The 23,615-nt window shown below is 69.2% G+C and carries 28 protein-coding genes; 9 read left to right on the forward strand and 19 right to left on the reverse strand.

The annotated features are described in order from the left end of the window. Positions 1–208: 208 nt before the first annotated feature. The 3 genes from DMP23_RS26930 to DMP23_RS26940 are packed head-to-tail and all read right to left on the reverse strand — an operon-like array spanning position 209 to position 2,336. Complete coding sequence (locus DMP23_RS26930) at positions 209–862, reverse strand: response regulator (RefSeq protein ID WP_043839448.1); 654 nt, start codon at positions 860–862, stop codon at positions 209–211. Then, positions 850–1,101, reverse strand: coding sequence for a sensor histidine kinase (locus DMP23_RS26935; protein ID WP_337822914.1), 252 nt, complete (start codon positions 1,099–1,101; stop codon positions 850–852). Before DMP23_RS26935 ends, DMP23_RS26930 begins: the two co-directional genes overlap by 13 nt. Further along, positions 1,089–2,336 (reverse strand): sensor histidine kinase, encoded by a 1,248-nt coding sequence (locus DMP23_RS26940; protein WP_337822915.1) that lies wholly within the window; start codon positions 2,334–2,336, stop codon positions 1,089–1,091. The genes DMP23_RS26935 and DMP23_RS26940 overlap by 13 nt, the downstream gene beginning before the upstream one ends. A 139-nt stretch (positions 2,337–2,475) precedes the next feature. Between DMP23_RS26940 and DMP23_RS26945 the strand changes: the two genes are divergently transcribed. Both DMP23_RS26945 and DMP23_RS26950 read left to right on the forward strand, forming a co-directional pair. Continuing rightward, positions 2,476–2,646: a hypothetical protein gene (locus DMP23_RS26945; protein ID WP_158691536.1), complete on the forward strand. Its 171-nt coding sequence runs from the start codon at positions 2,476–2,478 to the stop codon at positions 2,644–2,646. A 20-nt stretch (positions 2,647–2,666) separates the two neighbouring features. After that, positions 2,667–3,530, forward strand: coding sequence for a CPBP family intramembrane glutamic endopeptidase (locus DMP23_RS26950; protein ID WP_337822916.1), 864 nt, complete (start codon positions 2,667–2,669; stop codon positions 3,528–3,530). Here DMP23_RS26950 and DMP23_RS26955 read toward each other — a convergent pair. Together DMP23_RS26955 and DMP23_RS26960 are read right to left on the reverse strand one after the other, a co-directional pair. After that, entirely contained in the window at positions 3,524–4,318 is a 795-nt protein-coding gene (locus DMP23_RS26955; protein WP_337822917.1) for an SDR family NAD(P)-dependent oxidoreductase, read from the reverse strand. The two genes, DMP23_RS26950 and DMP23_RS26955, sit on opposite strands and share 7 nt — an antisense overlap. A gap of 16 nt (positions 4,319–4,334) precedes the next feature. Continuing rightward, positions 4,335–5,063 (reverse strand): LysR family substrate-binding domain-containing protein, encoded by a 729-nt coding sequence (locus tag DMP23_RS26960; protein ID WP_238608081.1) that lies wholly within the window; start codon positions 5,061–5,063, stop codon positions 4,335–4,337. Between the two features lie 44 nt (positions 5,064–5,107). Between DMP23_RS26960 and DMP23_RS26965 the strand changes: the two genes are divergently transcribed. Beyond that, a complete protein-coding gene (locus DMP23_RS26965) occupies positions 5,108–5,482 on the forward strand; it encodes a DUF5997 family protein (RefSeq protein WP_037820573.1) in 375 nt (124 codons plus the stop codon). A 708-nt stretch (positions 5,483–6,190) separates the two neighbouring features. On the opposite strand, the gene DMP23_RS26970 is transcribed toward DMP23_RS26965, so the two are convergent. The 6 genes from DMP23_RS26970 to DMP23_RS26995 form a co-directional block, all read right to left on the reverse strand. After that, positions 6,191–6,799, reverse strand: coding sequence for a response regulator transcription factor (locus DMP23_RS26970; RefSeq protein WP_238608083.1), 609 nt, complete (start codon positions 6,797–6,799; stop codon positions 6,191–6,193). After that, a complete protein-coding gene (locus DMP23_RS26975) occupies positions 6,796–7,851 on the reverse strand; it encodes a sensor histidine kinase (protein WP_337822918.1) in 1,056 nt (351 codons plus the stop codon). Before DMP23_RS26975 ends, DMP23_RS26970 begins: the two co-directional genes overlap by 4 nt. Positions 7,852–7,861: 10 nt before the next feature. After that, positions 7,862–8,269 carry a hypothetical protein gene (locus DMP23_RS26980; protein WP_051173191.1) on the reverse strand — a complete coding sequence of 136 codons (408 nt, stop codon included), beginning with the start codon at positions 8,267–8,269 and terminating at the stop codon, positions 7,862–7,864. Positions 8,270–8,412: 143 nt separating this feature from the next. After that, on the reverse strand, positions 8,413–9,300 hold the full coding sequence (locus tag DMP23_RS26985; RefSeq protein ID WP_337822919.1) for a hypothetical protein: 888 nt from the start codon (positions 9,298–9,300) through the stop codon (positions 8,413–8,415). A 220-nt stretch (positions 9,301–9,520) separates the two neighbouring features. Continuing rightward, positions 9,521–10,210, reverse strand: coding sequence for an alpha/beta fold hydrolase (locus DMP23_RS26990; protein WP_337822920.1), 690 nt, complete (start codon positions 10,208–10,210; stop codon positions 9,521–9,523). 85 nt (positions 10,211–10,295) lie between these two features. Continuing rightward, on the reverse strand, positions 10,296–11,060 hold the full coding sequence (locus DMP23_RS26995) for an AraC family transcriptional regulator (protein WP_275295346.1): 765 nt from the start codon (positions 11,058–11,060) through the stop codon (positions 10,296–10,298). Positions 11,061–11,146: 86 nt separating this feature from the next. Here DMP23_RS26995 and DMP23_RS27000 point away from each other — a divergent pair, with 86 nt between their 5' ends. Further along, positions 11,147–11,911 (forward strand): sulfite exporter TauE/SafE family protein, encoded by a 765-nt coding sequence (locus DMP23_RS27000; protein ID WP_337822921.1) that lies wholly within the window; start codon positions 11,147–11,149, stop codon positions 11,909–11,911. Here the strand turns inward: DMP23_RS27000 and DMP23_RS27005 are convergent. Then, entirely contained in the window at positions 11,904–12,260 is a 357-nt protein-coding gene (locus tag DMP23_RS27005; RefSeq protein WP_337822922.1) for an ArsC/Spx/MgsR family protein, read from the reverse strand. The two genes, DMP23_RS27000 and DMP23_RS27005, sit on opposite strands and share 8 nt — an antisense overlap. Positions 12,261–12,373: 113 nt before the next feature. Here DMP23_RS27005 and DMP23_RS27010 point away from each other — a divergent pair, with 113 nt between their 5' ends. Together DMP23_RS27010 and DMP23_RS27015 are read left to right on the forward strand one after the other, a co-directional pair. After that, entirely contained in the window at positions 12,374–12,907 is a 534-nt protein-coding gene (locus DMP23_RS27010) for a GNAT family N-acetyltransferase (protein WP_043839465.1), read from the forward strand. A 341-nt stretch (positions 12,908–13,248) separates the two neighbouring features. Next, positions 13,249–14,409 (forward strand): IS30 family transposase, encoded by a 1,161-nt coding sequence (locus DMP23_RS27015; protein ID WP_443111358.1) that lies wholly within the window; start codon positions 13,249–13,251, stop codon positions 14,407–14,409. Positions 14,410–14,499: 90 nt separating this feature from the next. Here DMP23_RS27015 and DMP23_RS27020 read toward each other — a convergent pair whose 3' ends face one another. After that, positions 14,500–15,132: an FMN-dependent NADH-azoreductase gene (locus tag DMP23_RS27020; protein ID WP_043839467.1), complete on the reverse strand. Its 633-nt coding sequence runs from the start codon at positions 15,130–15,132 to the stop codon at positions 14,500–14,502. Between the two features lie 84 nt (positions 15,133–15,216). Between DMP23_RS27020 and DMP23_RS27025 the strand changes: the two genes are divergently transcribed. Together DMP23_RS27025 and ligD are read left to right on the forward strand one after the other, a co-directional pair. Further along, a complete protein-coding gene (locus tag DMP23_RS27025) occupies positions 15,217–15,696 on the forward strand; it encodes a MarR family winged helix-turn-helix transcriptional regulator (RefSeq protein ID WP_337822923.1) in 480 nt (159 codons plus the stop codon). A 15-nt stretch (positions 15,697–15,711) separates the two neighbouring features. Continuing rightward, complete coding sequence (ligD, locus tag DMP23_RS27030; RefSeq protein WP_337822924.1) at positions 15,712–17,301, forward strand: non-homologous end-joining DNA ligase LigD; 1,590 nt, start codon at positions 15,712–15,714, stop codon at positions 17,299–17,301. Here the strand turns inward: ligD and DMP23_RS27035 are convergent. Both DMP23_RS27035 and DMP23_RS27040 read right to left on the reverse strand, forming a co-directional pair. Then, on the reverse strand, positions 17,192–18,589 hold the full coding sequence (locus DMP23_RS27035; protein ID WP_443111290.1) for an MFS transporter: 1,398 nt from the start codon (positions 18,587–18,589) through the stop codon (positions 17,192–17,194). The two genes, ligD and DMP23_RS27035, sit on opposite strands and share 110 nt — an antisense overlap. A gap of 84 nt (positions 18,590–18,673) precedes the next feature. Continuing rightward, positions 18,674–19,234 (reverse strand): helix-turn-helix domain-containing protein, encoded by a 561-nt coding sequence (locus DMP23_RS27040; protein ID WP_337822925.1) that lies wholly within the window; start codon positions 19,232–19,234, stop codon positions 18,674–18,676. Positions 19,235–19,276: 42 nt separating this feature from the next. On the opposite strand from DMP23_RS27040, the gene DMP23_RS27045 reads away from it, so the two are divergent. Beyond that, positions 19,277–19,798 carry an arsinothricin resistance N-acetyltransferase ArsN1 family B gene (locus DMP23_RS27045; RefSeq protein ID WP_037818394.1) on the forward strand — a complete coding sequence of 174 codons (522 nt, stop codon included), beginning with the start codon at positions 19,277–19,279 and terminating at the stop codon, positions 19,796–19,798. Here the strand turns inward: DMP23_RS27045 and DMP23_RS27050 are convergent. From DMP23_RS27050 to DMP23_RS27065, 4 genes are all read right to left on the reverse strand, one after another. Beyond that, the gene (locus DMP23_RS27050) at positions 19,795–20,784 is read right to left on the reverse strand and encodes a hypothetical protein (RefSeq protein WP_238608092.1); all 990 of its coding nucleotides are present in this window, start codon (positions 20,782–20,784) and stop codon (positions 19,795–19,797) included. The two genes, DMP23_RS27045 and DMP23_RS27050, sit on opposite strands and share 4 nt — an antisense overlap. Continuing rightward, entirely contained in the window at positions 20,781–21,344 is a 564-nt protein-coding gene (locus tag DMP23_RS27055; RefSeq protein ID WP_134732769.1) for a hypothetical protein, read from the reverse strand. Before DMP23_RS27055 ends, DMP23_RS27050 begins: the two co-directional genes overlap by 4 nt. A gap of 63 nt (positions 21,345–21,407) precedes the next feature. After that, positions 21,408–22,247, reverse strand: a complete 840-nt coding sequence (locus tag DMP23_RS27060; protein ID WP_337822926.1) for an MBL fold metallo-hydrolase — start codon at positions 22,245–22,247, stop codon at positions 21,408–21,410. Further along, entirely contained in the window at positions 22,244–23,611 is a 1,368-nt protein-coding gene (locus tag DMP23_RS27065; RefSeq protein ID WP_337822927.1) for an APC family permease, read from the reverse strand. The genes DMP23_RS27060 and DMP23_RS27065 overlap by 4 nt, the downstream gene beginning before the upstream one ends. Positions 23,612–23,615: the final 4 nt, after the last annotated feature.

Consider the following 23,615-nt stretch of genomic DNA (forward strand, 5'->3'; position numbering starts at 1 on the left):
GCACCGGACAGCTCCGGTGCGGTTTTCACGCGCCCGGGTGGGCTTAGGCCCGTTCGGGGTGCGTCCGATACTGCACTCGTCCGGGTGAACTGTGCGCGGCCGAATGTCGGTGAACGCTGCCCATTTCGCCCTCGCCGGACGCCCGTCAGCCCCTCCCGGGCCGCATGCCGTCAAGCCTTCACCGCTTCACTCAGAAGCACGCGAAGGATCAACGGCGTGCTTCTTCCAAATAACGCAGGACCGCGGTAACCCGCCGATCCGCGCTGTCGTCCGGTGCCAAATCCAGTTTCGCGAAAATGCTGCGAATATGTTTGTGGACCGCGCCGTCCGTCACCACGAGCCGTTCCGCGATGGCACCATTCCCTAATCCCTCCGCCATCAGCGCCAGCACATCCCTTTCGCGCGGGCTGAGCCGTTCCAGCCCGGAATCCGCACGCGTCCGGGTCAGCAATTGCGCGACCACTTCCGGATCGATCGCCGTCCCGCCGTCGGCCACCCGGTTCAGCGCTTCCATGAACTCGGTGACCCGTCCGACGCGTTCCTTGAGCAGATACCCAAGCCGCGCGCTGCCACTGCCGAGCAGGTCGGTCGCGAAGGCCTGCTCGACATACGCCGACAGCACCAGCACCGCCAGCCCCGGCCGCCGCCGCCGAGCCTCGACCGCCGCGACGATCCCCTCGTCGGTGTGCGTCGGCGGCATCCGGACGTCCACGACCGCGGTGTCCGGCTCGTGTTTGTCCACCGCAGCAAGGAAATCGGTCGGGTTGTCGGTGGTCGCGACGACGTCGAGACCCTCGGCCCGCAGCAGCAGCGCGAGACCCTCGCGCAGCAACGGGTCGTCCTCGGCGATCACAATCCGCATGGCAAGCTCACCGTCACAGTCGTCGGTCCGTCAGCGGGACTCGCCAGCGCAAACGTTCCATCAAGCGCCTCGACTCGGCGTCGCATCCCACCAAGCCCCGAACCACCGGACTCCGCCGCACCGCCACGGCCGTCGTCGGTGATACGCAGGTGGAGCACATCGTCCTCCCGGCGCAAAACCACCTCCGCACCGCTGTGTTTGGCAATGTTCGTAAGCGCCTCGGCGATCACAATCCGCATGGCAAACTCACCGTCACAGTCGTCGGTCCGCCAGCGGGACTCGCCAGCGCGAAAGTTCCATCAAGCGCCTCAATCCGACGTCGCATCCCACCAAGCCCCGAACCACCAGACTCCGCCGCACCACCACGGCCATCGTCGGTGATGCACAGGTGCAGCACGTCATCCTCTCGCCGCAAGACCACCTCAACACGGCTGGCACCGCTGTGCTTCGCGACGTTCGTCAGCGCCTCAGCAACCACGAAATACACCGACGCCTCCACCGAAACGGCATACCGCCCGGGCAGGTCGGCGTCGATGGTGCACGGCACCGGACAGTCCGCGGCGAGCGCGGTCAGCGCGTCGGCGAGGCTTCGGTCGGCCAGTACGGGCGGCAGGATACTGCGCACCACCGCGCGCAGTTCGGCGAGCGCGGTCTCGGTGGCGTCCTGCGCGCGGCCGAGGATTTCGTCGACGTCTGCCGAACCCCGGGCGGCTGCCCGGCGGGCCGCGCCGACCAGGACATTGACCGCGACCAGCCGGTTTTGCGTGCCGTCGTGCAGCGCGCGCTCGATGCGGCGCAGTTCGGCGGAATGCGCGTCGAGCGCGGCGGCGCGGGTGGCGGTGAGGTGGGCGATCCGGAGCGTGACGTCAGCGTCCGAGCCCGCGGGCAGCAGGCGTCGGCCGGGCAGCGCCTGCAGCCGAGCCATCGCGGGCAGCAGCGCGACCGAGAGGAACGCCCACGCGACGCCGAGCAGCGACACCGGGAGCGCCTCCGCCAGGCTGTGCACCGGCCAGCCGAGCGACGCCGTCGCCTCGTCCGGCGGGAGCAGGTACCAGTAGAGCGGGAAAAGCCCGTCGCGCGCGGTGTTGAGCACGATCGTCAGCGCGATGAAGCCGAGCAGAAAACCCGCCGCACCGTGGATCGCGACCCACAGCAGTTCGCGTTGCACCGTCCGCTCGCGCAGGGCCGCGCCGAGCCGTTCAGGGCCCGGGCCGGGGCTGATGACGTCCGGTTTCATCGCGGTGAGCCGGATCCGTTCCCGGTCGGCGACCGCGTGCACGACGCGCAGCATCGGCCGGGCCAGCAGCAGACCGACGCCCACGAGGCTCAGCACCGCGACCACGGCCACGCCGAGCAGCACCAACAGCGCCAGCACCGAGGTGCCGATCCCGCCGACGAGGTGTTCCAGCGCGTCGAGAGCAGCCCGGACGCGCGCGGTCCACGGACGCGGCGTCGGTTCGCCTGCGGTTGCCATCGCACCTCCCACCCCGCCGAACCCTAGCCCAGAAATCCGCCCCGGCACCGCCTCGGAGCGAAGGAGTACAGCCTGCTGTACCTAGATCCTCCCGCGCACGGGATCGTCCTGGCGAGCCCCGGTTCGTAGCGTTCCCGGCATGACGAAATCACCTCCCCGGGCGCTGTTGTGGGGCGTGCTGGTGCTCAGCGCCGCAGCCAACGCGATCACCTCGGCCCTCGGCGTCAACCTGGTGCTGAGCACCGTTTTCGGCGTCGTCACCCTCGCCTCGGGCATCGCGCTCGTCGCGAACTACCGCACCCACCGCTGACTCGTCCACAAAGGACCATCATGACCGCCCTCGTCGCCCGACGCCCGATCACGGCTTTCTTCACGCTCGCCATCGCACTGAGCTGGCTCGCGTGGCTTCCTTATGTACTCTCGGACAATGGTCTAGGCATCGTCCACTTCGGATTCCCGCCGGTACTCGGCACGACGCAAATCCTGGGCATGCTCCCCGGCGCGTACCTCGGCCCGATCTTCTCCGCGTTCATCGTCACCGCGCTCGCCGAAGGCCGTCCCGGGCTGCGCGCGTGGGCGGGTCGATTGCTGCGATGGCGGGTGAACTGGCGATGGTACGCACTCGCGCTCTTCGCTGTTCCCGTCGTGCTGACGCTCGCCAGTCTGCCGTTCGCCGGCGCGCTCCGGGCCCCTGCCGCGTCGCTGATCCTGGTGTGGGTCTTCGGTTTCGTGCTCCAGGTGCTCACCACCGGCCTCGCCGAAGAACCCGGCTGGCGCGATTTCGCCCTCCCGCATTTGCAGCCGAAGTACGGCCCGCTGCGCGGCACGCTGATCCTCGGGCCGCTGTGGGGCGTCTGGCATCTGCCGTTGTTCTTCACCGAATGGGGCCACTGGCCGAACGTGACGGTCTGGTCGGTGCTGGAGTTCGTCGGCACCGCGATCGCGATCAGCTTCGTGATGACCTGGGTGTTCAACCGCAGCGGCGAAAGCCTGCCGATCGCGCTGCTGCTGCACGCCGGGATCAACAACTACCTGTCCGTCGCCTGGTCTGAACTGTTCCCCAACGCGGATCCGAAAATCGCCGAGCACCTGCTGTTCGCCGCGTTCGCCGCCGCCGCGCTGATCGTGCTCGCCGCGACCAAGGGCCGTCTCGGCTACCTCAGTCCAGCGCGCGAACTCCAGGCCGTTCAGTAGTAAATCTGCCCGGGGACGCCGCCGCCGACCGCGATGGCGTCTCCGTTGATCGCCACGCTGCGCGGGGACGCCAGGAACGCCACCACGTCCGCCACCTCGGCCGCCGTCACCAGCCGACCGATGCTCACCCCGGCCGTGAGACCTTTTTCCAGCTCCGCCACGGAAATTCCCCGCGCAGCGGCGATCTCGGCGAGCTTCTCCGGCGTCCGTTCGGTCACCGTGTAGCCCGGATGCACGACCGTCACGGCGATTCCCTGCGGCCCCAGTTCGTCGGCGAGATTCTTGGTCATCGCCGCGACCGCGACGTTGCGGATCGACCCGAACGTCGAACCGGCCAGCCGCGCGTTGAGCCCGCTGACGTTCACGATCCGGCCCCAGCCGCGCTCCCGCATCCCCGGCGCGAGCGCACGGGCGCAGCGCAGGTAGCCGAGCACCTTGGTCTCGATCTCGAGGCGCAGGTCTTCGTCCCGCAGGTCCGCAAGCGGCGTGCGGGCCCCGCTGGACGCCGGTGCCGCGCAGTTGACCAGGACGTCCGCCGCCCCGAACTCCGCCTTGACCCGCTCCGCCATCGCCGCGACGGCAGCGTCGTCGGTGGTGTCCGTCGGAACCGCGACCACCTTCGTGCCGTGCCTGCCGAGGCTTTCCTCCGCAGCGGCAAGGGCTTCGGCGTCCCGGGCGACGAGCGCGAGGTCAGCACCCTCCGCCGCGAGCACCTCGGCAACCGCCAGCCCGATGCCGCGGTTGGCCCCCGTGACGACCGCGCTCTTGCCCTTCAACCCGAGATCCACAGCTGCTCCCTGAACGTCAACGACGACGGCGAGGCTTGCCGCGCCCGCCGGACTTGGGCACGCTCCGGCGACGGTCCGGTTCGCGCTGCTTCTTTTTGGCGGGTGCCGCCTTGCCGGTCTTCGCTTGCGTTTCCTGCTGCCCGCGAGTGCTGTTCACCGTGCGCCCGCGAACGATGCCGATGAACTGCTCCACGAGATCGCTGGTCTCGCCCTCCGGCCAGGACAACGCGACGCGTGACTGCGGCGCGTCCTCGACCGGCCGGTACGTGAGATCACGCCGATGGTGCAACCGGGCAAGCGACTGCGGCACCATCAGCACGCCGACGCCCGCCGCCACCAGCTCGATCGCGTCGCCAGTCGTCTCGGGCCGTTCCAGGGCGGGCTTGCCGGGCAGCTGGTCCCACTCGAGCGAGTCGTCGAGCGGATGCAGCACGAGCTCGTCCGCGAGGTCCGCAATGGACACCTCGTCGGCGGCCGCGACCAGGTGATCCTTGGGAACGACGACCACCGTGGTCTCGGTGTAGAGCGGAATCGCGTGCAGCCCGTCACGGTCGGCGGACAGCCGCAGCAGCGCCGCGTCCACCCCACCGTCGCGCACGACGCCCGCGGCCTCGGCAGCAGCGACCGCGACCAGGTCGAGCGGCACTTCGGGATTGCGTTCGCCCCAGATCCGGACCCACTTCGCGGGGGTCGCACCCGGAACGTAGGCGAGCCGGAACGCCGAGGCCTGGTCGGCTCCTGTCACGTGGCAAGGCTACCGGCGCGGGGTCGCCGGTTACGCTGGTGGGCATGACGGCGCAGAAGACCCCCCAGACCATGAAGCCGGCGACGGCAGCGAAGAAGCTGGGCGTCTACCTCGAAGCGACCCCCGCAGAGTTCCGCGCGGGCGCCGTCTCGCGCGACGAACTGAACGCCCTTCAAACCGACCCGCCGGAATGGCTCCGCGACCTGCGCCGCAACGGCCCGCACCCGCGCCCGGTGGTAGCCGCGAAACTGGGAGTATCCATCGGTGGCCTGGCCAGGGGCGGCGTCACCGAAGCCCTGACGACGGACCAGATCGAGGCCCTGAAAGCCGAAAACCCCACCTGGCTGCAACGCGAACGCGAAACCCAAGCCGAAGTCCGCCGCGAAGCCGCGAGGCTGAACGCGGAGAAGAACGACTAGTCCGTCCACTTCGGACCTTCTTGCGCGCCCGCGCGCTGCTGCGTTACGTGGGGGCCCTGATTCCTTCAGGTTCCCCTCACGACTGTTTTCTGGTGCGCGTGAAGGCCCCTTCACAGACGCAGATTCCCTCAAGGAGCCCTTCACGGCCTTCGTCGCGGCGCACGAAGTCCGTGAGGGTTCCCCTCACGACCTCCCCACCGCTGCAACGCCGCGTTCGGTGCACCCCCACGCACCCAACGCCACATTGGGTGCGCTGGATGCACCCAATGCCACATTCGGTGCGTCACATGCACCCAATGCCACATTGGGGCGCTATCCCGCGACCGCAGCCCCACCCGCGACCAGCCACCCAAACCACACACAGCAATTGCAGCCCTCGCACCCGCCGCGACCAAGCACTCAAAATGCACCAGCCGCAGCCCACTCACCCAACGAGACCAGACACCCAACGCACGCGGACCCGCCGCAGCCCGCTCACCCACCGCGACCAGTCACCCAACCCACGCGCCCTAAACCGCAGCCGATGCACCCACCCATCGAGGCACCCAGCCCCTCCCCCGCACCCCGATACGAAGCCTCCCTGCGGTCTGGGGGTGCTTGTCAAGGCATCTTTCCCGCCTTGACAAGCACCCCCAGACCGTCAGCACAATCAACCTTCGGGGTGCCCCACGCAACCAAGGACCGATGTCGCCGCCAGGCGACGAGCACTCACAACCACCCCCGCTCCTCAGCAACCCGAACCGCCCCCATCCGATTCCGGGCTCCCGTCTTGGCAATAGCCCCAGACAAATAGTTCCGCACAGTCCCCTCAGACAAATACAAACTCCCCGCAATCTCCGCCACCGACCCCCCACCCCGGGCCGCGATCAGCACATCCCTCTCCCGAGCAGTCAACGGCGATTCCCCGGCAGCCAAAGTAGCCACCGCCAACGCCGGATCCACCACCCGCTCCCCCACCATCACCCGCCGAATTGCGTCCCCCAACGCCTCCGCGGGCGCGTCCTTGACCACAAACCCGACCGCCCCAGCCTCCATAGCCCGCCGCAAATACCCGGCCCGCCCGAACGTAGTCAAAACCACCACCCGGCACGAAGGCACCTGCTCCGCCAAAACCGCAGCCGCGGCCAACCCGTCCAGCCCAGGCATCTCGATATCCAGCAACGCAACATCCGGCCGATGCTCAAGCGCCGCCCCCACCACCTCATCCCCCCGTCCGACCTGCGCAACCACCACAAAATCGTCCTCAAGATCAAGCAAGGTCCCCAACGCCTGCCGCACCAAAGCCTGATCATCCGCAAGCAACAACCGAATAGTCACGCCACAGTCACCCGCAACCGCCACCCCCGAGGCCGCACCGGCCCCGCCTCCATCCGTCCGCCAGCAGCGACCACCCGATCCCGCAACCCGGATAGCCCATTCCCGGCATCCGCAGCAGAACCAACACCGTCGTCACGAATTTCCACGGAAGAACCCGAAACAATCACCTCACAAGCGGTAGCCCGGGAATGCCGAACCACATTAGTCAACCCCTCCCGAACCACCCAACCGAACAATTCCTGATGAGGCCCGTCCACCGCAGAAGGAAAATCCGCACTAATCCCCGCCGCCCGCAACAATTCGCGCCCCCGAGCGAGCTCACCGGCCAGCGTCACCTCTCGATAGCCCGAAACCGCCGCCCGGACATCCGCCAACGCCTGCCGGGACAACTGCTCAACCTCGCCGATCTCCTCGACCGCCCGCTCATCCCCCTTCACCGCGAGCCGCCGGGCAAGATTGCTCTTCACCGTGATCGCGGTGAGCGAATGCCCCAGGAGATCATGCAAATCCCGCGAAATCCGCGAGCGCTCGGCATCCGCGGCCAGTCGCTGCACCTCCGCCCGCGCCTGCACTAACGCCCGGTTCGCCCGCAGCGCCTCCGCGAACGCGACCACCACCAGCACGGTGAACACCAACGCCGCCGCCTGCGCCCACCCCGGGTCGGCCTGCCAAACCGCCCACGGCACCACCACAGTCGCCGCCGCGGCGATCGGCACGATGACCGCACCCCAGCGCGGCAACCGCGGAACCGCGAGCGAAACCACCACCGCGAGCAGGTAAAACGCGTTCGCCCGAGCGATCGGCAGCACGACGGCGAACAGCACCGTCAACGCCCCGGTCAGGATCCAGAAAAGCCGGCTTCGGAACTGGTATGCGGCGATGGCCGCACCGATGTAGCAGGCGCAGAACGCCAGCAGCGCCACCACCGCCGCGGGCTCGCCGCCGGTTTGGGCGAGAACGATCAGCGGATACACCAGGAGGCCGGCGTCCAGCACGAGCCGGCGCCAGCCCAGTACCCAGCGTTGCGCGTCGGAATCGGGGCCGCGGTCCACGTCCGGCACGCTACTCGGAGAAAAGCGAACGCACGTGCCGTCCGTTGACCAGGACGACCACCGCCAGCAACAGCGCCCCGCAGACGCCCTGCTCAAGCCGGACCCACAGCGGCAGGAAGCCCGGAATCGACACGATGACGACGATCGCGACCGTCATCACCGCCGACACGATCCGGAGCCGCAGCAGCCCGCGTTTCGACCCGCGAGCCGCGCTTCTCGCGAACAGGAACGTGAGCAGCGCGCTGGCCGCCACGATCGTGGCCCGGACCCAGACGACGTCGGTGACCATCGACGGGTCGTCGCGGAAGAGGAAGATCGCGCCGAGGGTGAGCACGCTCAGCGCCAGGTAGGCCCCGGTGAGGACGCGGACCGCCCTGATCCGGGGTTGTTCGGAAACCGTTGCGGGACGGGAGTTCATGACTGTCCTTTCCGGACCGTTGAGCGGTCCGGAGGAGCCGGCGCCGCTTGCCCGTCCCATGGTGGGCGGACGGGCAAGCGAGCCGTAGTGTCACCGCGCACCGGTGCGCGGTGACATTTGTCAGAACCCGGTCATCCGCGACGTCAGCGGGCAGCCGTGAGCTTCGGCCCGATCGCCGCGCCGGCGATCACGAGCACCCCGCCGAGGATGAGCAGATACGCGCCGAGGCCGATTTTCGACAGGTCCTCGGAGAACATCGCGACGATCCCCGCGATGTGGAAGGCCAGCATGACGGTCGCCCGGCCCGCGAAGACGGTGCGGTACCACCAGAAGTTCGGCGGAGTGAGCTCCCGGCGACGAATCCCGCTGAGCCAGTACGCCGACCTCTTCGTGCGCAGCGCGCCGAGCGTCCACGGGAGAGTGGACAGCAACGTCGCGGCGATCAGGAGGAAGGCGAGGAACCGCACGTACATCGCGGCGAAGCTGTCCATGCCGGACGTCATCTTGCTGAACGCGTCGATGAAGGTGACCGAGGCGGTTTGGGAGCCCAGGGTGAACGTGACCCAGGGGACGAACAGGGCGACGACCTCGAGGATCGCGCCGAGAGCCACCGGGATCGCGCCGAGCCCCGGGGTGGTGAGCGGCCGGTTCTGGGGCAGGAAGCCCTGGCCGGGTGCGGCGTAACCGGCTCCCGGTTGCTGGGGCGGGTAGCCCGGCTGTTGTGCTGGATAACCCGGCTGGCCAGGGTAAGCCGCTTGACCGGGGTACGGCTGGCCCGGCTGGAACTGACCCGGTTGCCCCGGGTACTGCGTCTGCCCAGGCTGTCCCGGGTACTGCCCAGGCTGTCCGGCCTGGCCCGGGTACTGCTGTCCGTACTGCGGAGACTGCCCGGCCTGCTGCGGATAACCCGGCTGCGTTCCGGGTTGCTGCGGATAACCGACGCCCGGCGGAGGCGCCTGCCATCCCGGCGGGACCGCGCCCGGTTCCTGCGGCGTTCCCGGCTGCTCCTGTGGACCCCCTGAGGTGCTCATGGCCGCCGATGGTAACTGCCGCACCGACGCGGCGAACGGCGAAATTCCGGCTCGGCTATGACGAGTCCGCACAACGGGACCGATCGACTGCCCGAACCCCGCACAACAAGCCTGCCGACCAGGCCAATCACCGAAACCGAGCCCGGAGATCCGGGACCGCCGAGCCGGTCCCACGCTGCACACCCAGGCGCAGCGCGGGACCGGTCTCACCTCGGCAAAGTCACCGGGCAGCGCGCAGGATCAGGTCCGCCACCGCTTCCGGCTGCGCAACCAGCACCGCGTGCGAAGCGCCCTCCACCTCGACTACCTCCGCCTCCGCGCGTTCCGCCATGAAGCGCTGCGCCTCGGCGGGGATGTTCTTGTCCGCGGTCGGAATCAGGCTGTACACCGGCAAGTCCTTCCACGCCGGTGCGGGCGAGGCCTCGTCCAGGGCCGCCGCGGCGATCGGGCGCTGGCCCGCGGCCATCAGGCTGGCCTGTGCGGCCGGGACGTCCGCCGCGAACTGCTGGTGGAACAGGTCTTGCCGGACGTAAAGGTCGACGCCGTTCGCCAGGGAGACCTGCTCCAACGTCTCGCCCAGCGTGCCGCCGGGGAACTTGCCGGCCAGTTCGCCCGCGCTTTCGCCTTCGTCCGGGAGGAAGCCGGCGATGTAGACCAGCGCCCGCACCCCGGGGTGGCCCGCCGCGGCGGCCGAGATCACCGAGCCGCCGTAGGAGTGGCCGACCAGGACGATCGAGCCCTCGATGCTGTCCAGCAAAGACCGCACGGCGGCGGCGTCTTCGGCGACTCCGCGCAGCGGGTTCGCCGCCGCGATCACCCGGTGCCCGGCTGCTTGCAACCGCTCGATCTCCCCGTTCCAGCTGGACGAATCCGCGAACGCGCCGTGCACCAGAACGACAGTGGCAGTCATGAGGTCCTCCTCAGAGAAAGTTCCGAACGGGACCCACAGTACAACTAAGTTGTGCGCAATCAAGTTGCACTCAATGAGATCTGAGTCACGGCTCGCGGTAAGCCGTCGGCGGGGCGCCGAGCAGGCGGCTGAACATCGTCGTGAAGGCGGCGGGGCTTTCGTATCCGAGGGTGACCGCGACGTCGGCCACCGGAAGGTCCGCGGCCAGCAGCGGGAGTGCGTGCAGCACACACGCCCGCTCCCGCCAGCGGGCGAAGCTCAGGCCCGTTTCGGCGCGAAACAGGCGGTGCAGCGTCCGTTCGCTGACGTGCAGCTCCGCCGCCCAGCGAGACGGCGGATCATGCACATCGGGAGCGTCCGAAAAGGACTGACACAGGGCACGCAGACCCTCGTGCCGCGGCCACGGGAGTTCGAGCGGCAGCGGTACGCAGCGGGAAATTTCGTGCAGCAGAAGGGAAATCAGCGTGGCATCGCGACCGCGGCGAGGGTATTCCGGGGCGACGTCCACGGCTTCCCGGAGCAATTCCCGCAGCAGGGGCGAGACGTCGACGGTCTGGCAGCGGCGCGGGAACCACGGCACGGCGGACGGTTCCAGATACAGACTGCGCGTGGTCACGTTCATCATCACGACGCTGTGGTCGGTTTCCGGCGGGATCAGCACCGCGCGCCGCGTCGGGACGGTCCAGGTTCCGTCTGCCGTTCCGACCCGCATCGCGCCGGTCGCCCCGTAGAGGAACTGCGCGCGGCGATGGCGATGCGGCGGCAGGAAGTGGTCCGGCGGGTAGTCCGTGCTGATCGCGAGCACGGCCCGCGGCAGGGCGTCGACCTCGGACAACGGAACGTTGCGCATGCCTCCAGAGTAGGTGTCCGATCCTCGAAAGAAGCTGGCGAATCTTCGGATGCGCGCCGCACCCGACACGACCTACCTTGAAGCCAGTGTTGACCTCGATCCTGATTCTTCTGCTCTTCGGCTGCCTCAGCGGCGTCACGACCGTGCTGTTCGGCTTCGGCGGCGGATTCGTCACCGTGCCGGTGGTCGCGGCGGTCACGAGCCGCGGCGACGCGATGCATGTCGCGGTCGCGACCTCCACCGCGGTGATGGTGGTGAACGCGGTCAGCGCGACCGTCGTGCAAGCCAGGACCGGACGCCTCCGTCGCGACTACATCTGGCCGCTCGCCGCGTTCGTCGCGATCGGTGCCGTCATCGGTTCGGTGGCCGCGACCTACGCGGGGGACGGACTGTTGCGCGTCCTGTTCATCGTCTACCTGGCAGTGACCATTGTGGACAGCCTGGTGCGCGGCGGATTCCTGAAGCCGCAAGGCGAACCCAAGCCGTTGAGCACGTTTACGACCACTGCGGGCGGCGTCGGAATCGGTGCGGTAGCGAGCTTTCTCGGGGTGGGCGGCAGCGTCATGACGGTACCGTTGCTGCGCCGCAAAGGACTGCCGATGGCGGACGCGGCGGCGATGGCGAACCCGCTCAGCGTGCCCGTCGCGGTGGTGGCGACGGCGGTCTACGCGACAGCGGGCGGCGGGCCGTCCGGGTATCTCGACCCGATCGCGGGCGCGGCGCTGCTGGCCGGTTCACTGCCGACGATCGCGCTCGTCCGGCGGGTCGCCGACCGGTTGCCGGACAAGGTGCACGCCGTCGCGTACGTGGTGCTGCTGGCGGCCGCGCTGATCGCGGTCGCGGTCAGCTGAGCACCGATCGGACGGTGTCCTCGTCGCGCGCGACGACCGTGGTGCCGTCGTCGGCGGTGATGATCGGACGCTGGATCAGCTCCGGGTGCTCGGCGAGCGCGGCGATCCACCGTGGACGGTCTTCCGGGGTCCGGGACCAGGATTTCAGCTCGAGTTCACCGGCGATTTTCTCGCCGGTGCGGGCGATGTCCCACGGGTCGAGGCCGAGCCGGTCGAGCACCGCGACGAGCTCCGCCTCGGTCGGCGGATCCTCCAGGTAGCGGCGCACGGTGTACTCCGCGCCGGCCTCGTCGAGCAGCGACACCGCCGAGCGGCACTTGGAACAACGCGGGTTCACCCAGATCTCCACCCGCGCAGTCTAACCCGCGCGTTCCCGCGGGCGGAGTCCTTGGCTGGCAAGACTTCTGCGGTGCGTCCTGGATCACTTGCCCCGATCGGGTGGAACGGGCGTACCGTTCTTGCATGACCCTGCCGATTACCACCGACCGTCTCGTGATCCGGGACTGGACGGCTGACGACGCCGAAGCCGCGTATCAGATCTACGGCTCCTCCGACGTGACGCATTGGCTCACTCCCGCGATGGACCGGGTCGCGGACGCCGCTGCGATGCGGTCGGTGTTGCAGGCCTGGCAGGAGGCGCAGCCGAATCTGACTCCGCCTCGGGGGCGGTGGGCGGTGGAGCTGCGGTCTGACGGCCGGGTGATCGGAGGGCTGGGGATCCGGTTGCTGCCGCCCTATCGGGAGGATTTGGAGCTGAGCTGGCAGTTGCGGCCCGAGGAGTGGGGGCACGGGTACGCGACCGAGGCCGCGCGGGCGTTGGTGGAGTGGGCGTTTTCCCAGGACGGGACTGATGAGTTGTTCGCGGTGGCGCGGCCTAGTAATTCCCGGGCTATTGCTACCGCGGAGCGGATCGGGATGTCTTGGGTTGGGGAGACTACTAAGTATTACGAGTTGAGGTTGCAGGTTTATCGGGTTCGGCGGGGGGATGTTGTTTGACGTTCGGCTCGTCGCCTGGCGGCGACATTGCGCCCTGGCGTGCGTGGGGCACCCCGAAGCTTGATTGTGCTGACGGTCTGAGGGTGCTTGTCAAGGCGGGAAAGATGCCTTGACAAGCCACCCCAGACCGCAGGAGAGCTTCGTATCGGGGTGCGGGGGAGGGCTGGGTGCACCGATCGTTGGGTGCATCGGCGGCGGTTTGCGGGTGGGGCTTGGGTCGGTCGTGAGGGGGACCCTGGGGGAATCTGCTTGGGTTCTAGTGGTGGTTGCAACGCCTGAGTTGTGCAGGGGTTGCAGTGGTCGTGGTCGGGCGTGGTCGGGCTCCGCGGGGCCGGGTGAGGCTGGCGGCGGAACGCCGCCGCTATTTTGATCTTGTGGCGGAGGGCGTGGGCACGGTCGAGGCGTGCCGCAGGGTCGGGGTCGACCGCAGGACCGGGCACTATTGGCGGCACGGGCGACCGAGCCGGGCGGGCGCGACCGCGCGCCCGGCCGCGCGGCCCGGGCCGGACTCGGGCCGGTTCCTGAGCGCGGGCGAGCGGATCGCGATCGCGGACGGGCTGGCGGCGGGCCGCTCGCGGCGGGCGATCGCGGCCGAGCTGGGCCGCAGCCCGTCCACGATCAGCCGGGAGATCGCCCGCAACGCCCGCCCCTGCGGCGAATACCGGCCCCACGCCGCCCACGACCTCGCCCGGGCACGGCGCCCGCGACCGAAAACAGGCAAGATCGCGGCCTGCCCCGAACTGCGGGACCGGGTGCAGGCGATGCTGACCGACAAATTCAGCCCGGAGCAGATCGCCGCCCGGCTGCGCCGCGACCACCCCGACCGGCCGGAGCTGCACGTGACCCACGAAACGATCTACCAGGCCCTCTACGTCCAAGGCCGCGGCGAACTGCGCCGCGAGCTGGCCCGCGCCCTGCGCACCGGCCGCACCATGCGCAAACCCCGCGCCAGCAGCGAACAACGCCGGCCCCGCTTCGCCGAACCCATGGTCATGATCAGCGACCGGCCCGCCGAAGCCGCCGACCGCGCCGTCCCCGGCCACTGGGAAGGCGACCTGATCATCGGCAAGGACAACGCTTCCGCCATCGCCACCCTCGTCGACCGCTCCACCCGCTACACCCTGCTCGTCGCGCTGCCCGACGGCCGCGGCGCCGACGCCGTCCGCGACGCCCTCGCCGACACCGCCGCGACCCTGCCCGCACACCTGCGACGATCCCTGACCTGGGACCAGGGCAGCGAAATGGGCCGCCACCACGAATTCACCGTCGCCACCGGCATCCCCGTCTACTTCTGCGACCCCCACAGCCCCTGGCAACGCGGCAGCAACGAAAACACCAACGGCCTGCTGCGCCAGTACTTCCCCAAAAGCACCGACCTCTCAGTCCACACCCCCGAACACCTCGCCGCCGTCGCCGCACAACTCAACCGCCGACCCCGCAAAACACTCAACTGGGACACCCCAGCCGAACGCCTCGCTACACTCCTCGCCGAAACCAGTTGAACCACCCGCGTTGCAACAACCCCTCGAATCCACCCTGGGGCTGTGAGGGTTCCCCTCACGACTGGCGTGCTGCGTGGAGGGCGTGGCTTGTCAGCGGGTGGCGGTGGCGGGGGTCCAGAGGGCGTCGATTTCTCGTTCTGCTGCGGAGAGGCTTTCTTCTGCGTGCGGGCGGAATTCCGCCAAAGCGGGGTTGACGTCTGCCATGGTGAATTCTGCTGTGATGAAGCGCGGTTCCAGGCCGGTCAGGGAAAGGCCGTGCGGTAGCCAGCCTTCTGCGTGGTCCCAGCCGTGCCTTGGGGTGCCTTCGCCGTAACCTCCGCCGCGGCTTGCCAGGACCAGGAGTTCTCGGCCGCCCAGGACTGACGGGTCCTCGCCGGCAGCGGCGATCATGCGGTCTACCCAGGCTTTCACCGAGCTGGGGGCGCCGTAGTTGTAGAGCGGGAGGCCCAGCAGCACGGTGTCTGCGGCCAGTACTTCCGCTGCCAGTTCTTCGCCGATCCGGGCGGCTTCGCGGTGGGCTGCGGTGTGCTCCGACGCGGGGGTGATGCGGGCTTCCCAGGCCAACGGGTCCAGGTGCGGGACTGGGTTCGCGCCCAGATCTCGGTAGGTCACCGTTCCGTCTGGGTGGGCGGCTTGCCAGGCCTGAGCCGCGCGTGCGCTGAGTTTGCGGCTCACCGAGCGGTCGCCGTTGATGCTGGAGTCGAGGTGCAGCAGGTGTGCCATGTCGATGACCGTCCGTAGATAGTTTGTGTAAGACAAACCATTTATAGCACGGCAGCTACCCGGACTGTCTCGTAGACTGGACACATGGCTCCGCTGCCGCTCGTCGCCCAGGCTCCGCGCAGGTCTGGTGCGTTGCTCGAGCACTTCGCGCGCCGGATCCGGCTGCGCGCGGAGAGCGTGCTCGCTCCGTTCGGGCTGCGGCCTCGGCATTTGATCGCCCTGACCGTCCTGCAGACCCGCGGTTCCAGCACCCAGCAGTCCCTCGCGCAGATCCTCGAGATGGACAGCACCAACGTCGTCGGCCTGCTCAACGACCTCGAGGCCGACCAGCTGATCGAGCGGCGTCGTTCGCCGGAGGACCGCAGGCGGCACGTCGTCGTCCTGACCGATCGGGGCGCGAAGGAGCTGGCCCGGGCCGAGGCGGCGCTCGCGGCGGTCGAGGACGAGGTCTTCGCGGCGCTCGATCCGGACCAGCGCGAGCAGCTCTACAGCTTGCTGTTGCAAGCGGCTTCCGGAACGGTCGACAGCAGCTCCTGCACCGAGGAGCCTCCGCCGACCTGCTGACGGGAGGGGCAGCGAATGGACGGAGCCGCCGAGCGGCTGGCGAAGTACCGCGCCATGCGCAACTTCGCGAAGACCGACGAGCCGGCTGGTGCGAACGCTCCGAGGGAACCCGGTTACCGGTTCGTCGTGCAGCGGCATCGGGCGCGGCGGAAGCATTACGATTTCCGGCTCGAGCTCGGTGGCGTGCTGGTCAGCTGGGCGGTGCCGAAGGGGCCGACGCTCGATCCGAAGGCGCGGCGGATGGCCGTGCACGTCGAGGACCATCCGCTGGAGTACGCCGATTTCGAGGGTGTCATCCCGCGCGGCGAGTACGGCGGCGGCGACGTGATCGTGTGGGATCGCGGACGCTGGGAGCCGGTCGACACCGACGATCCCGAGCAGGCGCTCGCGGACGGGAACCTGCACTTCGACCTGTACGGCGAGAAGCTGGCCGGGCGCTTCGTGCTGATCCGTCCGAAGAAGGACGACGACGGGAAACAGTGGTTCCTGCTGCACAAGCAGGACGACCACGCCACCGCGGGCTGGGACGCCGAGGACCATCCGAAGTCGGTGAAAAGCGGGCTCACCAATGACGAGATCGCGGCCGCTCCGCCTGCGTTGTGGCGGAGCGATCTGCCCGCGACCGAGGCGGAAGTGCCGTTGCACGCGGTGTTCGAGCCAGCATCCGAGGATGAACTCGAAGCGTTGAGCGAGCTGGGCAAGCAGGGCTCGTGGACGGTCGCCGGGCGGCAGTTGAAGGTCACCAATCTCGACAAGACGTTGATCCCGGGCCGCGACGGCGACGCGCCGATCACCAAACGGGAACTGATCGAGTACTACACCCGGATCGCGCCGACGATGCTCCCCTACCTCGCCGGCCGCGCGCTCAACACCAACCGGTTCCCCGGCGGCGTCGGCAAACCGGGGTTCTGGCACAAGGAAGTCCCCGACCACGCGCCGGAATGGCTGCACCGCTGGCATTACGAGGCAGCCGACCCCGGCGACGTGCAGCAGTACCTCGTCCCCTCCGGCGTCGCGGATCTGGCCTGGCTGGCCAATTTCGCCGCGCTGGAACTGCACGCCTGGACGTCGCGCACGTCGGACGTCGAGCATCCGACCTGGCTGCTGTTCGACATCGACCCCGGTTCGGAAACCTCGTTCGACGACGTGCTCGCGCTCGCCCGGCTGCACCGCACCGCGCTCGATCACTTCGGGCTCGTCGGGCGACCGAAGACGACCGGGCAGCGCGGGATCCAGATTTGGGTGCCGATCGAACCGCGATATACGTACGCCGAGACCCGGTCGTGGGCGGAAACCGTGTCGAAGTCGATCGGCAAGATCGTGCCGGACCTGGTGAGCTGGGCGTGGCAGAAGGACCGTCGCGGCGGGCTGGCGCGGCTCGACTACACGCAGAACGTGCTGAACAAAACCCTCGTCGCGCCGTACAGCGTGCGGCCGAAGCCGGGGGCGCCGGTGTCCGTCCCGCTGGAGTGGGACGAACTCGACGACCCCGACCTCACTCCGGATCGGTGGACGATCCGGACGGTGCTCGATCGCGTGGCGAAGGCGGGAGATCCGTTCGCGCAACTGCTTGACGTGCACCAACGCCTGCCGCAGCTGTCGTGAAAATCCCAGCCGCAGCGACGACGGCGAAGCCGATCAGCAGGTAGCGCGCGGACGTCACCATCGACGGCGCGCCCAGGTTCACCAGCAGACCCGCGATCGACGCACCGAACGCGGTCGCCATCGTGAGCACGGTCGCGATCGCCGCTGCCGCTTGCTGACCGCTGGCCATCGCGGCGACCGACAGGTGCGGCATCGCGATGCCGATCCCGGTGCCACCGGCGAGAAGGACGACCAGCCACGCCAGCACCGACGCATTTTCCTGCTGCAGCAAGGCAAGTACGACGAACGCGGCCGCCAGCAGCGTCGGTCCGGCCAGGCAGAGCAGCCGGACGCGACGGGCCGAGGAGCTGACGATCTGCCCGGCGGACCAGCCGAACGACAGCGCGGCGGAGAAGAAACCCGCTGCGGCAGGGGGTAATCCGCCGAGATGCTGGCCTAACAGCGGCAGGAACGACTCGACCGAAACTCCGGCGGCGAGGCACATGATGGTCAGGTAGATCCATCGCAGCGGCGAGCCGGAATAGGTCTCAGCGGGCAGCACCCGTACCGCGGCGCGCTTCTCGACAAGCAGAAACGCCGCCACGAAACCGAATCCCAGCACGATGAACGCGGCCATCGCGACAACGTTGGTCAAGATTCCGGCGATGCTCACCGCTCCGACCGCGCCCACGACGGCCACCAATGCGAAGGTCGGCACCGGGGTCGACTCGCCGCTTCGTTCGCTGCGCGGGAGCGCCCGCGGCACCAAGGCCGCGATCACGACCGCCGCGCCAGCCAGCACGACGAACGCCGCCCGCCACGAACCGAATTGCGCGAACAACCCGCCGAGCGCCGGGCCGACGAGGTTGCCGACGCCGAACATCGCCGAGATCAACGCACTCCCCCGCGCCCACAAATGCCGCGGCAGCGCCGAGTGAATCACCGCGAACCCCAGTCCGGTCAGCAATCCGGCACCCAAGCCCTGCACTCCGCGTCCGGCCAGCAGCACCGGCATCGCCGGGCTCACCGCGCACACCACCGAGCCCGCCGCGAAAACGCCGAACCCGAGGTAGTACGCCGTCGCGTTGCCGAGCCGCGCGAGCGCCCGGCTGACGAACATCGTCGCGACGACCTGCGCGACCAGGAACGCCGTCATGTTCCACGCGTAAAGCCGCTCCCCGCCGATGTCGGCGACCGCGGTCGGCAAAAGGCTTGCTGCCACATAGATGTTGACCGCGCCGACCAGTACGCCGCCGGCCAGCACGACCGCGGTGCTGAAATGCGCTCCCAATTCGCGCCACGAACCCACTTGCTTCTCCTCCCGGATGCTGTGCGGTCGCATCATGTCCGGGCGGGAGACCCCGGTAATCAGACAAATCAGGCATGAACTGGGTCACACTTTGGTGAGCACCACCAGGTAGCGGCACGGCTCGGCGCCGGGGTTCTCGTACGCGCAGTCGACCGGTCGGCCGAGCTGGAAGCAGTCGCCCGCGGCGAGTTCGTGCACGACGTCGCCTTCGTGGAATCGCAGCTGGCCGGACAGCACCCAGACCTGGTGCTCGGCGAAGGCGTAGGAGCTGGCCGGAAATCCGGCTTTCGCGCCGGGCGGCAGCTCGATTTCCACCAGCTCGGTAGCCCCGTGCCCGGGCGGCGAGACCGCGCGGCGCACGTAGCCGGTGACCGGGTCCCGCCAGGTCGGCTGATCCTCACGACGCGCGAGGCGGCGGTCGTCGTCGCCCTCCGCGCGGGCGATGAGCTCGGACAGCGTGAGCCCGAGCGCGGTGGCGAGCCGGCTCAGCAGCACCGCCGTCGGCTGCGCTTCGCCGCGTTCGATTTTCCCGATCATGGCACGGGAAACTCCGGAACGTTCGGCGAGCACGCCCGCGGACAGCGCACGGTCCTGCCGGGCCTCGCGCACCGCCGCGGCGAGCGAGGCGGAGAGGGGATCGGTCACAGTGGTCGACTATAGCAGCGGATCGTGTCTACTATCGGGGACATGTTGATCCGACCTGCCGAGGAACGGGACGCCGAGGCGTGCGCGGCGATCTACGCGCCGTACGTCCGGGACACCACGATCAGCTTCGAGACCGAACCGCCGACGCCGACGGAGATGGCCGCCCGGATCGCGAAGGCGACGAAGTCGTACGCGTGGCTGGTGCTGGAAATCGACGGCGAGGTGGTCGGGTACGCGTACGGCAGCCCGTACAAGGAGCGCGCCGCCTACCGTTGGTCGTGCGAGGTCAGCGTCTACCTGGCGCAGGATCGTCGGCGCGCGGGTGGCGGGAAAGCCTTGTACGAAGCCCTTTTCGCCCGGCTCGCCGAACGCGGCTTCCGGATGGCGGTGGCCGGCATGACCCAGCCGAACGAACCCAGCGTCGGACTGCACAAGGCGATGGGCTTCGAACTCATCGGGACCTGGCGACGGATCGGCTGGAAACACGGGGCCTGGCGCGATGTCACCTGGATGCAGCGAGAACTCGTCCCCGCCTCCGACGACACACCGGAAGAACCGCGTTAATCCACGCCGAGGTCGAGTTCCTCGATGTCGTTCTCCAGCCGGGCGCGCCAGGACCACTTCGGTTCCGTCCAGTCGGTGTCCGACGGCGGCGGCTCGCCCAGCGGCAGCGCGGGATCGACCACGCCGTGCGTCACCCGGTAGGCCAGCGCGGACGTCGCCGCGCGGATCCACTTGTCCCCCGCCGCACCGGACGGCGGCGCGACCCCGAACGCGTGCGTGAACCACACCGGCAGCAACGCGCTCGACCCGATCGCGTCGGTGATACGCTCGCGCAGCCGGGAATGCAGTTCTTCCCAATCCCGTTCGCACTTCTCGATCTGCGGCAGCACCCGGGTCCGCGTCACCTCGTCCGCGGCCAGAACCTGTTGCGCCGCTTCGGCATCCTGCTGCGCGGCGGGCAGCTGGCGATCCAGCACACCGCGTCGTCGAGCGACCACTTCGGACAGTCGCGACTCCGCGTCGTCCCGTTCCGGCGTGCCGCGCTCGGCCTTCGCCAGTACCTCCAGCACGGCGATCAGCGCTTCTTCGCTCTGCGCCAGCACTTCCCGTGCCTGCGGCAGCCGCGCGACGTCCTCTTCGTACGGTCGGCGCTGGCTCGGCGTGAGCAGCTGCGCGGCCAGACTGTGCCGCCGCTCCGCCTCCGCGGCGAGCTGCCGCAGCCGCGGGCCGACGTCGTCCAGGTCGACCACCGGCACCTTCTCCGACACCCGGACCGCGCGTTCGAGCACCAGCAACCGCTGCCGGAGCCGTTCGAGCTGCCGGGCCGTGTGATCCAGCCGGGTTTCGTGCCGGGAATGGGTTTCGGTGAACGACTCGACCGTCTCGCGCAGTTCGGAAAGCTCGCGGACGGTGCGGTTTTCCAGATCGTCGACAGTCTCCTGCATCCCGCCGACAGTGTCGGTGAGGGCGACCAGTTCCGGATCGGCCTCTGGCCCCTCCTCGGCGGGGTAGTACTCGGTGTCGCGGTAGTACTCGGAGTAGGTCACCGCGCCTCCTGCACCAGAAACGCCACGGTCGCCACCGTGGTGAGCGCGGCCAGGACGACCACGATCGGCTGGGCCGTCGGCCCGGTCCCGATGAGCGCGGCCGCGGTGAAGATCGCGGCCAGCGCCCCGCTGTACGCGGCCCGCTGCCGCCGGTTGACCATCAGCGGCGTCGGCCCGAGCGGCCCGAACGCGATCCGCAATCCGGCGCCCAGGAGCGGCAACGCGAGCAGCAGCCACACCGCGTTGAGCGCGCCGAACAGCATCATCGCCCCGCTCACCATCCCGACCGCGACCGGCGCGACCGCCAGGTACAGCGTCGTCCGCTGCACCTTCCCGCGCTTCGCCTCCAGCCGGGCGAGCCGCACCTGCTCGACGGCCGCGTCGACCTCCTTCTCGGTGCTCAGCAGCGCCTCCGCCCGCTCGACCAAGGCGTCGAGCGTCTGCGTGCGTTCGTCTTCCGCCTGGTCCGGCAGCTGCGCCAGACCCGCACGAAGCTCGCGGCGGAGCGCGGACGCGCGCGCCATCACGTGGTCGCGCTGGTCCTCGGCAGGCGTAGTCACCTGGCCACTGTAGGTACGAAGCGTGCTGAACCCGGGGAACGACGCGACTTCGGCCCGATCCGGTCAGAGGCGCAGCAGGTCTTTCCCGACGACGACCTCGCCGTCGAACCCGGCAGCGGCGTGGTCGCGCCACACCTCGTCGGGGATATCGGCGTCGGTCGGGACGAAATGCGACAACACGAGCGTCCCGACGCCCGCTTCCTTGGCCAACGCACCGACCCGCTCGACACTCGTGTGGCTCGCCAGCAGGTGATCCCGCAGCGTCGTGCCGTTGTAGCGGCTCACCATGGCGTCCACCGCGGGCACGTACATGACCTCATGCACCAGCACATCCGCACCAGCCGCGAGCCGCACCAGGTTCTCGCACGGTGCGGTATCGCCGGAAATCACGATTGACCGGTCCGCCGTGTCCACGCGGTAGGCGAACGCGTCCACGATCGGCGGGTGATCCACCCGGGCCGCGGTGATGCGGACGTTCTCGTCCTCGAAGACCACGCCATCCCCGGTGACTTCGTGCGGGTCGAGCAGTTCATCCAACGGGCGCAGGCCCTCGTCGCCGACCCTCGTGTCGATGTCGAAGCGGTTCAGCGCCAGGAAATGCCGGGTCATCTCCGCGAGCGGCGGCGGGCCGAACGCCGGGACCCGCCGTTCCAGGTTGGCGGCCCAGGCCAGCAGGTAGAGGTTGCCGTAATCGGCGTTGTGGTCGGAGTGGTGGTGCGTGATGCCGACCGCGCGCAGCGAGTCGAGCGGGATGCCCGCGTGCACCAGCTGCCGGGCCACGCCGTTGCCGCAGTCGATCACGTAAGTGGCTCCGTTGACGACGATCGCCTGCGCGGGAGCGCTCCGGGTGCGTTTCGGAGCGGGACCGCCCGCCGTGCCCAGGAGGATGAGCTGCGTGGTCATGCGTACTCGCTTTCGAGGTTGAAGGAAACAGTTCGCGACCGGCGCGCCAGCCACACGACGAGCCCCAGCACGCTCCAGGCTGCCAGCGCGAGCAGCGCCGGCAGGGTGATCTGCTTGAGCAGCAACCAAGTCTGCACCCCGAGGATCGCGACGCCGAGCGCGGACAGCACGGCGTGCGACGTCCGGCGCATCCGGAACGGGGCCGCCGCGTGCAGTTCCGGACGCTGCCGGCGCACCCGCCACGACGCGATGATCAGCAGGGTGAGCAACGGCCCGGTGACGATCGAGGTCATGGCCGCGATGTTCGCGACGCTGAAGCCGGCGAGCACCGGGACCACGCCGATCAGGTAGAGGATCGCCAGCAGCCAGTGCGGGGTGCCGAACCGGCGGTTCACCGCGCCGAGCCCGGCGGGCAGCCAGCCGTCGCCGGTCGCGGCCAGCACGGGTTTCGTCGCGGCCAGCAGCAGCGAATTGATGTGCCCGATCACCGACGCCATCGCGCCGCCGAGGATGAAGAACGCGAAACCGCCCGGGGAAAGGATGTGGCGGGCGACGTCCGACATCGGCGTGCCCGCGGACGCCGCCGCGCCGAGCACGCCTACCGACGGGATCGCCACGACCACGTAGATCACCGCCGCGACGAGAGTGCCGCCGACGACGGACAGCGGGATGTCGCGTCCCGGCCGCTTCATCTCGCCGCCGATGTCGGCGATCAGGAACGCACCGGTGGTGGCGAAGGTGAGCATGGCCGCCGCGTTGAGCAGGCCGCTGATGCCGTGCGGGGTGAGGTTCGCGAACTCGCTCAGGCGCACCTGCCCGATTCCGGCGATCCCGTACAGGAGGAAGGCGGCGAGCATGACGACCGCGAGCACGATGCCGACCCGGCTGGAGAACGTCGCGCCCGCCAGGTTGGTCAGGAAGAACACCGTGATCAGCGCGATCGCCAGCGGCCGGACCGGAACGCCCGGCACGAGCGCGCTGACGTAGTTCGCCCCGGCCAGCGCCATCAGGCTGAGCTGGATGACCGACACGGCGGACAGCCACATCGACGCGAATCCGGCGCCAGGCGAGACCAGCCGCGCGGCGTAGGCGTAGCGGCCGCCGGTGACCGGCATCGCGCTGCCGAGCGACGCGATCGGCAGCGAATAGACGATCACCGCGAGCGCCGCGATGGCGAAGGCGATCGGCGCGCCGGCCCCGGTCAGCGCGATGGCGGTGCCCATCAACGCGACGACTCCGCCGCCCACTACCTGGTGGAACGAGACTCCGACGGCTTGGAAGAGGGAGATGCTTCGCTTGAGGTTCGCTTCTGCTTCGGTCGGCATCGTGATCACTGCCTCCTGCTGGCCGTTGTCGGTCGGCACAGCG

This window comes from Amycolatopsis sp. A1MSW2902 (genome assembly GCF_017312175.1).
Classification (GTDB): Bacteria; Actinomycetota; Actinomycetes; order Mycobacteriales; family Pseudonocardiaceae; genus Amycolatopsis; species Amycolatopsis nivea.

What these genes read in the sequence shown, in the direction of transcription:
- DMP23_RS26930 (WP_043839448.1), bottom strand. Translation starts at nt 862, where the DNA reads ATGCGGATTGTGATCGCCGAGGACGACCCGTTGCTGCGCGAGGGTCTC.
- DMP23_RS26935 (WP_337822914.1), bottom strand. Translation starts at nt 1,101, where the DNA reads ATGCGGATTGTGATCGCCGAGGCGCTTACGAACATTGCCAAACACAGC.
- DMP23_RS26940 (WP_337822915.1), bottom strand. Translation starts at nt 2,336, where the DNA reads ATGGCAACCGCAGGCGAACCGACGCCGCGTCCGTGGACCGCGCGCGTC.
- DMP23_RS26945 (WP_158691536.1), top strand. Translation starts at nt 2,476, where the DNA reads ATGACGAAATCACCTCCCCGGGCGCTGTTGTGGGGCGTGCTGGTGCTC.
- DMP23_RS26950 (WP_337822916.1), top strand. Translation starts at nt 2,667, where the DNA reads ATGACCGCCCTCGTCGCCCGACGCCCGATCACGGCTTTCTTCACGCTC.
- DMP23_RS26965 (WP_037820573.1), top strand. Translation starts at nt 5,108, where the DNA reads ATGACGGCGCAGAAGACCCCCCAGACCATGAAGCCGGCGACGGCAGCG.
- DMP23_RS26980 (WP_051173191.1), bottom strand. Translation starts at nt 8,269, where the DNA reads ATGAACTCCCGTCCCGCAACGGTTTCCGAACAACCCCGGATCAGGGCG.
- DMP23_RS26985 (WP_337822919.1), bottom strand. Translation starts at nt 9,300, where the DNA reads ATGAGCACCTCAGGGGGTCCACAGGAGCAGCCGGGAACGCCGCAGGAA.
- DMP23_RS26990 (WP_337822920.1), bottom strand. Translation starts at nt 10,210, where the DNA reads ATGACTGCCACTGTCGTTCTGGTGCACGGCGCGTTCGCGGATTCGTCC.
- DMP23_RS26995 (WP_275295346.1), bottom strand. Translation starts at nt 11,060, where the DNA reads ATGCGCAACGTTCCGTTGTCCGAGGTCGACGCCCTGCCGCGGGCCGTG.
- DMP23_RS27010 (WP_043839465.1), top strand. Translation starts at nt 12,374, where the DNA reads ATGACCCTGCCGATTACCACCGACCGTCTCGTGATCCGGGACTGGACG.
- DMP23_RS27020 (WP_043839467.1), bottom strand. Translation starts at nt 15,132, where the DNA reads ATGGCACACCTGCTGCACCTCGACTCCAGCATCAACGGCGACCGCTCG.
- DMP23_RS27025 (WP_337822923.1), top strand. Translation starts at nt 15,217, where the DNA reads ATGGCTCCGCTGCCGCTCGTCGCCCAGGCTCCGCGCAGGTCTGGTGCG.
- ligD (WP_337822924.1), top strand. Translation starts at nt 15,712, where the DNA reads ATGGACGGAGCCGCCGAGCGGCTGGCGAAGTACCGCGCCATGCGCAAC.
- DMP23_RS27045 (WP_037818394.1), top strand. Translation starts at nt 19,277, where the DNA reads ATGTTGATCCGACCTGCCGAGGAACGGGACGCCGAGGCGTGCGCGGCG.
- DMP23_RS27060 (WP_337822926.1), bottom strand. Translation starts at nt 22,247, where the DNA reads ATGACCACGCAGCTCATCCTCCTGGGCACGGCGGGCGGTCCCGCTCCG.